Annotated in this window: 19 protein-coding genes; all 19 read left to right on the top strand. The window is 64.2% G+C overall.

From position 1 onward, the window contains the following. Positions 1–4: 4 nt before the first annotated feature. On the top strand, positions 5–187 hold the full coding sequence (locus ACO2SS_RS11240) for a hypothetical protein (RefSeq protein ID WP_423277729.1): 183 nt from the start codon (positions 5–7) through the stop codon (positions 185–187). Positions 188–211: 24 nt separating this feature from the next. Further along, on the top strand, positions 212–439 hold the full coding sequence (locus ACO2SS_RS11235) for a hypothetical protein (RefSeq protein ID WP_423277728.1): 228 nt from the start codon (positions 212–214) through the stop codon (positions 437–439). Positions 440–482: 43 nt separating this feature from the next. Further along, positions 483–1,046, top strand: coding sequence for a transcription termination/antitermination NusG family protein (locus tag ACO2SS_RS11230; RefSeq protein ID WP_423277727.1), 564 nt, complete (start codon positions 483–485; stop codon positions 1,044–1,046). 119 nt (positions 1,047–1,165) lie between these two features. Then, positions 1,166–1,657, top strand: coding sequence for an HNH endonuclease signature motif containing protein (locus tag ACO2SS_RS11225; RefSeq protein WP_423277726.1), 492 nt, complete (start codon positions 1,166–1,168; stop codon positions 1,655–1,657). A gap of 334 nt (positions 1,658–1,991) precedes the next feature. After that, on the top strand, positions 1,992–2,114 hold the full coding sequence (locus tag ACO2SS_RS11220; RefSeq protein ID WP_423277725.1) for a hypothetical protein: 123 nt from the start codon (positions 1,992–1,994) through the stop codon (positions 2,112–2,114). A gap of 122 nt (positions 2,115–2,236) precedes the next feature. Next, positions 2,237–2,722 carry a GIY-YIG nuclease family protein gene (locus ACO2SS_RS11215; RefSeq protein WP_423277723.1) on the top strand — a complete coding sequence of 162 codons (486 nt, stop codon included), beginning with the start codon at positions 2,237–2,239 and terminating at the stop codon, positions 2,720–2,722. Between the two features lie 86 nt (positions 2,723–2,808). Beyond that, on the top strand, positions 2,809–3,204 hold the full coding sequence (locus tag ACO2SS_RS11210; protein ID WP_423277722.1) for a helix-turn-helix domain-containing protein: 396 nt from the start codon (positions 2,809–2,811) through the stop codon (positions 3,202–3,204). Positions 3,205–3,208: 4 nt separating this feature from the next. Then, positions 3,209–3,418: a hypothetical protein gene (locus tag ACO2SS_RS11205; protein ID WP_423277721.1), complete on the top strand. Its 210-nt coding sequence runs from the start codon at positions 3,209–3,211 to the stop codon at positions 3,416–3,418. Between the two features lie 172 nt (positions 3,419–3,590). Beyond that, complete coding sequence (locus ACO2SS_RS11200) at positions 3,591–3,887, top strand: hypothetical protein (protein WP_423277720.1); 297 nt, start codon at positions 3,591–3,593, stop codon at positions 3,885–3,887. A gap of 27 nt (positions 3,888–3,914) precedes the next feature. After that, entirely contained in the window at positions 3,915–4,064 is a 150-nt protein-coding gene (locus ACO2SS_RS11195) for a hypothetical protein (protein WP_423277719.1), read from the top strand. Further along, positions 4,065–5,900 (top strand): terminase large subunit domain-containing protein, encoded by a 1,836-nt coding sequence (locus tag ACO2SS_RS11190; RefSeq protein WP_423277718.1) that lies wholly within the window; start codon positions 4,065–4,067, stop codon positions 5,898–5,900. Positions 5,901–6,168: 268 nt separating this feature from the next. Next, a complete protein-coding gene (locus ACO2SS_RS11185) occupies positions 6,169–6,363 on the top strand; it encodes a hypothetical protein (RefSeq protein ID WP_423277717.1) in 195 nt (64 codons plus the stop codon). Beyond that, entirely contained in the window at positions 6,363–6,614 is a 252-nt protein-coding gene (locus ACO2SS_RS11180) for a hypothetical protein (RefSeq protein ID WP_423277716.1), read from the top strand. The genes ACO2SS_RS11185 and ACO2SS_RS11180 overlap by 1 nt, the downstream gene beginning before the upstream one ends. Next, positions 6,614–7,180 (top strand): hypothetical protein, encoded by a 567-nt coding sequence (locus tag ACO2SS_RS11175; protein ID WP_423277715.1) that lies wholly within the window; start codon positions 6,614–6,616, stop codon positions 7,178–7,180. Before ACO2SS_RS11180 ends, ACO2SS_RS11175 begins: the two co-directional genes overlap by 1 nt. A gap of 3 nt (positions 7,181–7,183) precedes the next feature. Then, positions 7,184–7,591 (top strand): hypothetical protein, encoded by a 408-nt coding sequence (locus ACO2SS_RS11170; RefSeq protein ID WP_423277714.1) that lies wholly within the window; start codon positions 7,184–7,186, stop codon positions 7,589–7,591. Next, positions 7,588–9,264: a portal protein gene (locus tag ACO2SS_RS11165; protein ID WP_423277713.1), complete on the top strand. Its 1,677-nt coding sequence runs from the start codon at positions 7,588–7,590 to the stop codon at positions 9,262–9,264. Before ACO2SS_RS11170 ends, ACO2SS_RS11165 begins: the two co-directional genes overlap by 4 nt. Next, on the top strand, positions 9,261–9,527 hold the full coding sequence (locus ACO2SS_RS11160; protein WP_423277712.1) for a YodC family protein: 267 nt from the start codon (positions 9,261–9,263) through the stop codon (positions 9,525–9,527). Before ACO2SS_RS11165 ends, ACO2SS_RS11160 begins: the two co-directional genes overlap by 4 nt. Continuing rightward, the gene (locus tag ACO2SS_RS11155) at positions 9,524–9,838 is read left to right on the top strand and encodes a hypothetical protein (protein ID WP_423277711.1); all 315 of its coding nucleotides are present in this window, start codon (positions 9,524–9,526) and stop codon (positions 9,836–9,838) included. Before ACO2SS_RS11160 ends, ACO2SS_RS11155 begins: the two co-directional genes overlap by 4 nt. Continuing rightward, positions 9,831–10,799, top strand: a complete 969-nt coding sequence (locus tag ACO2SS_RS11150) for a hypothetical protein (protein ID WP_423277710.1) — start codon at positions 9,831–9,833, stop codon at positions 10,797–10,799. Before ACO2SS_RS11155 ends, ACO2SS_RS11150 begins: the two co-directional genes overlap by 8 nt. The last annotated feature ends 174 nt before the right edge of the window (positions 10,800–10,973 follow it).

The raw sequence follows: 10,973 nt of genomic DNA, 5'->3' as shown, positions 1-10,973 counted from the left end.
GGGAATGGAATACGATCTTCCGGCTGACGCCGAAACCGTCGACTACAAAGCGGCCCCGCATGAGGTGCTGGAGGCCGTCAACCGGCAACTCCAAGCCATCGGTGGGTACCGGGTCCACATGATCGATACTGGCGGCGACGATTACGCCTGGGTCATCGGCCCAGAGACGGACGCCCCCACCACCTAACCACAGGGATCGGAGAGAGGGACGATGACGGTCAGCAAGATCGATGAAGGCTCGTTCGTTACGGCCGTGCGGTTGGAGCTAGAGCGGCGGGCCGCGGAGATGATCGAGGAAGAGGCGGACAAGGCTGCCGAAGAGGTGCGGCGTCGCCTCCGCCAGACTGTCGCGAACGTCGCGATGTCTGTCCTCAGCCACTACGAGTTCGAGTCCGATCGCTCGGTGCTGACGATCAGGGTGAAGCAGGACCACGCATGACCTCCCATCCCAGCGACTACACGAAACCGAACTGAGGCGAGAGATGAACGCGACGGTCTCCCCGGAAGACATCGCTCGGTACGAGAGCATCATCAACGCGCTCTCGCCCATGGTGAGGCAGGAGCCTGAAGAGGACGAGGAGCCAGGCGCCCGGGAGTGGTTCGTCGCCTTCACGAACCCGAACTGTGAAGGTCGGGTGATCAAGGCCATGAACGAGCGTGGAATCGCCACGTTGGCGCCCGTCATCCGGTACTGGCGTACGCGGAATCGCAAGCGGGTCCAGGACGAGCGCCAGCTCATGCCGCGGTACGTCATCTTCGGCATGGACCGGGCCCGACACAACCTGATCGGCATCGAAGGGCTTGAACGCATCGTCCGCAGCAACGATCGGTCCTGGTCGCGCGTGCCAGAGTGGGCCGTGGCCCTCCTGCGTATGCGGATGCTGTCTGGCGAGTTCGACCCAAGCGTCGGGCGTGTCTCGAACTTCCTCAACTGGCTAGTCGCGCAAGGCGAGATGCCCGCGGCGGCGCTGGTCGAGACGCCGGACACCAAGAACAGGACGGCCCGCAACCGGCTCTCACGAGTGAAGCGGAAGAAAAAGCGATGACGAGGCGCTTGACAGCGCGCGCGCGCGAGTTTAGCTTGGGGCTTCAAAGCACGGATGTTGCGGCGATGGCCATGTGGCCTAAAATACACCGCACAGCCGTGCGTTAGCCGTGGTAAGGCATGAAGCTGACGCCAGAGATTGCCCAGAAGATGTTCCGGTACAATCCGGTTACTGGGGCTCTCACATGGCGATACGCAACGGGACGCGCCAGGCCGGGCGATCTCGTTGGCGGCCTTACGCGCGGTTACCTTCGGGTAACTGTTCTGGGTTCGGTCTATCTCGTCCACCGCATCTGCTGGATGGTGCAGACGGGCTCTGAGCCGCCACCGATCATCGATCACGCCAACGGCAACCGCGGCGACAATCGCTGGTCGAACCTGAGAGCCGCGACCCCTTCCGAGAACGCTTTCAACGTAGCGTTTAGGAGAGCCCGGAAAAAGCTCCCGCTCGGCGTCATCCAGCATCCGAGCACGAAGCTCTACCGGGCGAAGATCACGCAAGATGGCTCGACTTGGGCTTCCCCTTGGTTCGATACCGTCGATAAGGCCGTATCGGCTCGGGCGGCGAAGGCCGTTGAGATGTACGGCGAGTTCTTCCGCAAGAGCGCGTAACTTCCAGTTTGGCCGACCCACATCCTGAACCTCTACGCGCCTCCATCTGCAAACCGGCAGGAATGCGCGTCGGTCAATCAAATCGGTGAGCGAGTGCCGCTCGCGGCTGGCTCTGCTTTACCCGGGGTGTCATTCCGGGGCTCACCGACCCCCTCGCGCATCCCTCAGGATAGCGCGGAAGTCTCACGGCGGCGTCAAGGCCGAGACCGAACCGCTTTTGGGCAGCGCATAGGGTCGGAGAAGTCCCATCCCGCCGGCCACCAAACCGGCCCGTGAGCATCCAATACAGCCATCCAAGACTCTTGGATGCCCCACCCACCAGAGGCGAGAGACGATGAGCGACGAGCCTGTTGCTGATCTTGGCCTTCACGTCGGGATGATGTTGGCCGTTGTCGCCACCATGCCAGAATCCTTCATCGTGGACCGCGATCCAGGGGATGAGACGGAGGTGGAGTGATGGGCGGCAGGCAGCTCGACCAGGCGACGCTCGCCTTCGTCATTGGCGGGATGGTCGGGTCTGCGCTCTTCCTCGTCGTTGCGATCCTGATTTAGCCCCACCCCAGATGGTCGAGGGAGAGAATGGCTGAGAGGTCTGCCGAGATCTACGCGTTGACCGACCCGACCTCCGGCGCAATCCGTTACATCGGGAAGGCGAACGACGCGGCGAAGCGGCTCAAGAGCCACATTCGCGATAGTCGGCGCCGTAACACGCCTGTTTGCTGCTGGATTAGGTCGCTGGCCGAGCGGGGCAAGATCCCAGGCTTGCTCGTGTTGGTTCAGTGCAAAGCTGAGGACTGGCCGTATCTGGAGAGGTTGGCGATCAAGGCAGCGCGGGACCGTGGCGCTCGCCTGCTGAACCTGGCTGAAGGGGGCGACGAGCCGTTCTGCTCGGCTGAGGTTCGGGCGGCTAATGGGCGGGCTGCTGCGGCCAATCGCAATCACCGATTGTGGTACAACATGCGCTACCTCGGCGAGGCTCTCAAGCGTGGTTACGTAAGCGAGCGCACTAAGGTGAAGATGCGGGCGCGCCCTGACGTATTCGGGCAGTTCGCTGCATATCTGTGATGCCAGCCGGGCGCCCTAGCTCATACAAGCCAGAGTACGCGGGACAGGCGGAAAAGCTCTGCCGGCTTGGGGCTACTGACATCGAATTGGCCGACTTCTTCGGCGTCGAGCGGACTACGATCTGGCGCTGGAGCAATCAGTTCGCGGAATTCTGCAACGCCTTAAAGACGGGCAAGGAAGCCGCAGACGAAAGAGTGCAGGCCAGCCTCTACCACAAGGCGATCGGCTACACCTTCGAAAGCGAGAAGGTGTTCCAGCATCAAGGCGAGATTGTTCGGGCCCCGGTCCGGGAGCACGTCGCCCCGGACACGACGGCCGCAATCTTCTGGCTGAAGAACCGGAAGCCCGCTGAGTGGCGCGACAAGGTCGACCACGAGCACACGGGCAAGGACGGCAAGGATCTGATCCCTGAGGAGAGTGACCGCGGGAAGGCTGCCCTGGCCCTGATCGGGGCGCTGCACGCGGCAATCGGGAAGGGGTGACGGCGTGGAAGGCAATCTGGTTAGGGATGTCGAGGCTACCTACGAGCAGATCCGCGATCAAGCGGCGCAACACGCCGCGGACATCGCGGCCGGCGTGCTGAAGGTCACAGATCGAGATGGGCGGGATGTCTCGGAAGAGCGCCGTGCTCAGTTCGCGGAGGACGCAGCTTGGGCCGCGGCGCGGCTCGCTAGCTTCAAGGGCGGGTGCGGCTAGGGCCGCGGCGGCACGATGTACGCGAGCGTCAGCGGCACGGGACAGACCTCGATCGTGTCCCAGGCTGAAGAGGTCCTGGGGTAAATGCTGGGGTAGGGCGGGCATTTGCCTCGCATTGCCCTCTTGAGTTTGGCGGAGAGCATGTCCGCTAAACGGGATAGGAGGGCGGCGGATGGGCGAGCCTGAGACCGAAGACTTCCGAGATTACACGCTGCCGGGAGATGAGGTGGAGCGTCTCTCAGACTTTCTGCTTCTGGAACTCGGGGAGATGTATCCCCTCCAGGGGAGGGCGGCTCGGGCTTGGGCGGACGAGCTGGCCACGCGTATTTTACGATCATTCGTGCCGCAAAGCCGAAAGACAGAGAGCTGCAACCTCAAGTCCGAGACCGCGATAGGGGGAATCACCCTCTATTCTCACTGGCCGAGCTTGCTTGACTTGCGTATTGAACCAGAAGAACGGGCGAAGTGATTAGCCTTGCCGAGGTAGTTTAAGAGGATGAAACTGTCGTTCCCTGCTCCCGTCTGGCTGGCCCGGTTGTTCTGGAAAGAACAGATGCAAGCCATCGAGACCGGGAAGGCGAAGTTTATCCGCGCTGGGTTCTGGCCGTTCGTCTGGGTGGAGATCAAAGGCGATCGGGTTCCCTGAGTGCTGATCCGTTCCCTTCTCGCCGCTCTCGCCAGTAGAGCCGCCAAACAACATCAAGGAGCAAGACAGGCAGCGAAGGGCGTCGAGGTCATCCCGATCGAGCGGCAGGGGCGCCTTCCTCGCGAGGCCGCCATTGACCGGGCCATCGGCGAGCCGGACGAGCTTGACGCCTTCCTCGCTCTCCCGATTACGGAGCAGCTCAGCCGGATCGAGAAGGAGCTTGCGAGTCTCCCCCCGAACGAGCAGCGTCTCATCCTCGACGTGCTCAAGACGGAGATGCAGAAGCCCTGGCTGTCTCTGCCCGGGCCTCAGACACAGGCGCTCCTCTCGCTTGCGGATATACTCCTATATGGGGGCAGCGCCGGAGGGGGGAAAACGGCCCTTGAGGTCGGGTGCGCAATCACGGAGCATAGCCGTTCTCTGATCCTGCGCAGGCAGTCGACCGAGCTTGACGGGATCATTGCCGAGTCCCGGGAGATCATCAAGGGTAACGGCTCGTTCAATTCGAGCCCCGGCGCCCGCGAATGGACCCTGCCCGGAGGAAAATCACTCAAGTTCGGAGGGTGCAAGGAGCCGGACGACTGGCGAGATTATGCCGGTCGCGCTCGCGACTTCATGGGCTTCGACGAAGCGGCCGAGTTCCTCGAGGAGCAGGTCGCGTCGCTCATCGCTTGGAACCGATCGACTGATCCGAAGCAGCGCAGCCGGGTCATCCTCGCATCGAACCCACCACGCGGGGCAGAAGGCGAGTGGATCATCCGTTGGTTTGCCCCGTGGCTAGAGCCTGGCCACCCGAACCCGGCAAAGCCCGGCGAGCTTCGGTGGGCCGTTTACGTCGATCCTGACACGGTCTGGATAGACGAGCCGGAGTTCGACGAGGACGGGAAGCCGAAGCCGGTCATCATCAACGGCGAGGAGTACACGCCGCGCAGCCGGACCTTCATCCCGGCCCGCCTCGAAGACAACCCGTTCCTGGAGCGCACCGGCTATCGAGCCAGCCTCCAGAGCCTGCCCGAGCCGCTTCGTTCGCAGCTCCTCAAGGGCGACTTCCTCGCCGGCCGCAAGGACGACGATTGGCAGGTCATCCCGACAGCCTGGATCGAGGCAGCGCAGGCAAGGTGGACGCCGCAACCCCCGCCTGGGCGGGAGATGACATCGCTGGCGGCCGACAGCGCAGAGGGCGGGGCTGACGAGTTCGTTCTACAGCCGCGATACGGGAACTGGTTCCCTCATCCAACGACCCGTCGCGGCGTTGATACTGCCGACAGCGCGCTTATGGCCGGCATCATCGTCGGCACTATGAAGCACGGCTGCGAGATCGTCATTGATCTCGGGGGTGGCTGGGGTGGGAAGGTCTACGGCCACCTCAAGGAGAACGTCGAGTTACACGTCACCGCCTATATGGGGGTGGCACCCTCCCAAGCGCGGACGCAGGACGGGAAGCTGGGCTTCCTCAATGTCCGGGCGCAGGACATCTGGAAGCTCAGGGAGGCTCTGGACCCGCAGAGCGGCCAAGCCATCGCGCTCCCCCCTGACCCGAAGATGGCGAGCGACCTTGCCTCCTTCCGCTGGAAGCTCCGGCCGGGGGGCATCATTCAGATCGAAGACAAGGCCACCCTCAAGAAGCGCCTCGGGCGCTCGCCAGACAGAGGCGAGGGCGTGGTTATGGCCTGGGCGCATGGCGGGCTCAGAGCCATGGAACGGGCCGAGACGCATCGGCAGGCCGCAGTCGCCAATCTCGGCTACGCACACGCGAAACAGGACCACAGGAAGTCGAGAGGCCCGATGGCTCAGCCCAAGGTCAATCTCGGATACGCACACGGACGGAGACGATAAAGAGTCTTAGCCTCGCCACGCGAGAGAAAGACACGCAAGTACGGCTGCGATTACCGATGATCCAGCGACAGTGTAAATTGCTCTGTCGACGAGCTTCTCCCTGCGTCTCCGGTTGTCCCATTCTCGGCTGCCGTCCTCTATAATATGGGAACACCGTTCAATGTGTTGGCGGTGTTCCTCTTCCAGTTGGGATAGGCGGGACTCAGAAGTGGCTTCTGTCATTGGCGGATGACCTGTTCACTCGCCATTCTACTACACGGAGACGCTGATGTCTGGACTATTCGGCGGCAGCAAGCCCGCTCCTGCCCCCGCTCCGAAGCCTGTCACGGTCATGCCGGATCCAGAAGACCCGGCGATCCTGGCTGCGAGGCGTCGTGAGCAGATGGCCAATGCTGCCCGCTCCGGCCGGGCTTCCACGATCCTGTCGAGCGACTACTCCGACGACAAACTGGGGACACGCTGATGGCGGTCGTACGACACGGCGACATTGTAGCGTTCATGGCCGGGGATGAGCAGTGGGTGGCGCCCTATCTGTTCGTTGCCGCTTACAGCGTTGAGCGAGACGAGGTGACGTTCGAGCGCTGTGACTTCCGGGTCGCTCGGGCGCTCGCCCCTGAGAAAATGGCTCGCATTTCTGACGAGCTTCGTGCCGCTCGCGAGAGCGTCGATGGCTTCGAACGAACTCCCGTAGTCCAAACCGATGAGGCCCAGTGATGGCACGTCGCACCACGAAGTCCAACGCCGGCCGCGAAGGCGTCACGGTATCCGCCCGCGCAACGGGGCAGACCTCCGACCAGAAGCCGAAGCGCGGCAGGAAGCCAAAGGCCGCGGGTGGGTTCGCTCCCGCCGAGACGCCGGAAGAGGCGGCCCGCATCGCTCAGGAAGAGCGCGCTGAGGCAGAGGCAGGCCATCCCAGTGCCGGCCCGACCCCCGAAGACCTCGCGGATGGTCCCAAGACTGCCTTCCGGCCGCAAGAGACCGCGCGAGAGGCGCAGCAGATCGCCCGTGAAGAGCGGGCCGAAGCCGAAGCCGGGCACCCCTCCGCAGGCCCCACGCCCGACGACCTGAAGGGCACGAGCTTCGAGCCGATCGAGGAAGAGCCGCCAATCCTGACGGGCGCCGCTCCGTCCGCGGGACCGACCCCGGAGGATCTGGAGCAGACGCCCAGCATCCCGGAGCAGATGAAGAACCGAGCGGTGGAGATTGCGGAGCGTCGCGCTCGCGCCACGCAGCCGGGCGGGGTCGACGATGTCGGCTCGCTGGCTGAGCGGAAGGCGTAGCCCATGCCGAAGTTGCGTGACCCCGCCTCTCGGAGGCCAAACGTCAACACGCGTCTCTCGGCAGAGATGCGGCGGCGCTTGGAGGAGAGCGCCGCTGTCCAGGGCCTCAACCTCAGCCGAGAGGTCGAGAGGCGCCTTGAACTGAGCTTCCAGCTTGAGGCCACGCGCCAGATGATCCGGGAGGAGTTGGCGCGGAAGGCGGAATCCGCTTCGCTCGACCTGCATGGGGCGCTGGAGCGTACGCAAATCGGCTCGGGCATCATGTCTCGTCTTGCTCCCTTGCCCGCTCCTCTGGTCAGCGGCCTAGGGCCTCGCGTCGCATATTGCGGCACGCCCGTCCCCGGCGTTTACAGGCCCGACCAAGGGCGCTCGCCGCTCTTCGAGCCCGGTGAGCTTCAGGTCGGCGAATGATCTCCGAGAACGCCAAGGAGCTGTGCCGCCGTGGAGACGCCCTGTTCTCCAAGCGGGCTTCTCTGAACAGCTTCTGGCAGGAGACGGCCGAGCACTTCTACCCCGAGCGTGCGGACTTCACCCAGACGCACGAGTGGGGAGAGGATTTCGGCGCGCATCTGTTCGATTCGACCCCCGTGCTCTGCCGGCGCGATCTCGGCAACGCCTTCGCATCCATGCTGCGCCCCCGCGGCCAGCCCTGGTTCAAGTGCGTCGACCCTGACGAGCGGCTGATGGAAGACCCCAAGGTCGCCGCCTGGTACGACCACATAACGGATGTCGGGCGGAAGGCACTCTACGCCAACCGCTCGCAATTCATCAGGGCCACGAAGGAAGGGGATCACGACTACGCCGCCTTTGGCAATGCGGTTATCTCGGTTGAACTGAACCCGGACAAGGACGGGCTCCTCTTCCGCTGCCACCACCTCCGCGATTGCGCCTGGGCCGAGTCAGCAGTTGGTGTGCCGGACACGATGTTCCGGGACATGAAGTTCTCGGCAAGGCAGATCGCCCAGAAATTCGGCGCGAAGGGGCTGCACAAGGACATCACCGACGCGATCGCCAAGGACCCCGACAAGGAGTTCAAGGTCCGGCACGTCATGATGCCGGCCGACGATTACGAGTACGAGAACAAGGCCAAGGCGAAGGGACGCAAGCTCCCTTGGGTGTCTGTCTACCTCGACGTTGAGCACAACCACATGCTCCGCGAGGCAGGCTCCTACGAGTTCCGCTACGTCATCCCGCGCTGGCAGACCATCTCGGGCTCGCCCTACGCGGTATCCCCGGCCGTGACGGTGGCTCTCGCTGACGCCCGCGGCATGCAGACCATGGCTCGCGTCCTGCTCGAAGCAGGCGAGAAGAACGTCGACCCGCCCATGAAGGCGGTGATGGAGAAGATCCGCGGCGACATCAACCTGTACTCGGGCGGCATTACGATCGTCGATCCGGACTATGACGAGAAGACGGGCGCCATCCTCGAGCCGATCTATGGCGGCCGGCAGGATGTGAACCTTGGCGTTCAGCTCCTACTCCGCACGGGCGCCTCTCTGAAGGACGCATGGTTCCTGTCCAAGCTGAACCTGCCGGGCGGGGCCAAGACGGCCTACGAGACGGCGCAGATCGTCGAGGAGTTCGTTCGCGCCAACATCCCGCTCTTCGAGCCGATGGAGACGGAATACAACGCGGCCATCCTGGAACTCGCCTACTCGATCATGATGCGGGAGCGGGCCTTCAACTACCGCGAGATGCCCCCCGAGCTTGAGGGGAGGGACTTCGAGTTCTCGTTCTCCAACCCGCTTCAGGACGCGATCGAGCGGAACAAGATCAACCAGGCCACGACGGTCTTCGGTGCGCTCGCGGGCGCCATGCAGGTCGACCCGACCGCGGCGAAGACAATCGATGTGAAGCGCATCGTCCGTGACGTGACCCGTGGCTCCGGGGCGCCGGCCGATTGGCTGGTCGACGAGGCGCAGGCGGACGAAGAGATCCAAGGGCAGCAGCAGGCCGGCAACGTCCTCGCCGCTCTCTCGGGGGCCGGTCAGGCCGCAGAGGTCGTAAACCAAGGCGCGGATGCGGCTCTGAAGCTGCAATCGGCGGGCATGCTGCCGGCCCCGGGTGCGGAGATGGTGCAGTGATCGACGGCGACACGATCTCCCGCATAGTCGGGACGCGGTCGCTCCGGACCTACCTGACCGGCGAAGACCCCGCGACCGGCGACACGGTCCGACTGGCATCTGGCGGGCCGCCGATGCTTGTCACGAGCATCGATGCAGAAGGCTTCAGTGACGCGGCGGTTTGCTGGTTTGACAAACACGACCACCTCCAAAGGGCCGCCTTCCCCCTGGGGTTCCTGGTCAAGGTCGAAACTCCCGAATTGCCATCGGACAACGACCGGTGAGCACCGTTGCCGAGCGCATGCTCGCGGCCCCGCCTCTCGACGAGAAGACCGTCTACGCGGTCAAGGCTCTCGCGAAGGGCGAGGCCAGCGGGACGGACCAGATCAAGGCTGTCGAGTTCATCCTGCACGCGCTCTCCGGCGCGGACAACCAGAGCTTCGTCCCGAACGATGCATCGGGCGGGCAGAACACGGCGTTTCTCGAAGGCCGGCGCTTCGTCGGCCGCGAGCTGCGCCGCATCATCATCACGCCCAGCGAGCGGCTGATCCCCAAGCCCGCACGCACGGCGCAACGCAAGGTGACGAATGGCTGAAGGTGCAGGTGGTGATGCCGGTTCCGCTCCGGCGCCAGTTCCCGGTTCTCCCGCGTCCGGTGCCCCTCAGGACGGTGCTGCCGTTCCTGGTGATGCTCCTCTGCTCGGAGGCGGCGCGGGCTCTGACGCGGCGCCTGAGGGCCTGGACGGGGGCGATGGTGGCTCTCCGGCCGAAGCCGCATGGCGCGACGACTGGCGGGACCGCCTGGTCGAGAAGCTGCCGGCTGCGGAGCGCGAGAAGGAACTCGCCCGGCTGAAGCGCTTCGCCTCGCCGGAGAACGTCTACAAGTCGCTCCGCGAACTGGAGCGCAAGCAGTCCACCGGGGCTCTGAAGGCGGCTCTCCCCGAGAACCCGAGCCCGGAAGAGGTCGCGGCCTACCGCAAGGCGAATGGCATCCCGGACAACCCGGACGGCTACGGCCTCGCGTTCCCGGAGACGATCCAGGCCGACGACGGGCTGAAGTCAGATCTCGCCGGCTTTCAGAAGCACATGCACGACGCGAACGTGCCTCCATCCGCGGTCAAGCCTGCCTTCGACTACTTCATGAAGATGACGCAGGATGCGGCCCAGCGCCGGCATGAGGCGGCGAAAGAGGCCAAGGTCAACAACCTCGTCGAGCTTCGCTCGGAATACGGCAAGGACTTCAAGGCGAACGTCTCGGCCGCGAACGGCTTCATCGCGAAGTATGCCGGGGAGAAGGCGCCGGACCTCGTCGGGCTCCAGCTTGCGGACGGGACGGTCCTGGGCGACCACCCCGAGTTCATCCGCTTCGCCGTGAATGCGGGGCTGGAGCTTGCAGAGGACGGCGCGATCGAGACGGGCGGCGGTGCGTCGGGCGGCTCGATGCTCGACCGCTACAAGACGATCATGATGAACCCGCGGTCCACCCCGGCCGAGAAGGCGGAAGCTCAGGAACTCGCCGCCAAGATGGATAAGAAGGGCATCAATTACGCGCTGTGATAGAGGCGGCACTCTCTCAACTGCCGCGATGCTCGCCTGCGCCTATGCCGGTCGGACCCAACAGCTAAGGCCAGAGATCGCCACCACCTAGTCCAAGGCGGCGCACCTAAGCCGAGCCCACCCATGTCGGCCACGGCATGTAATCCGGCCGCTAGTGCGTCGCGCATCCCTGGA

Origin of the sequence: Enterovirga sp. CN4-39, from assembly GCF_049446235.1 — a bacterium.
Classification (GTDB): Bacteria; Pseudomonadota; Alphaproteobacteria; order Rhizobiales; family Beijerinckiaceae; genus Enterovirga.
The sequence above is the reverse complement of the archived record's forward strand: the minus strand, read 5'-3'. Positions and strand labels throughout refer to the sequence as shown.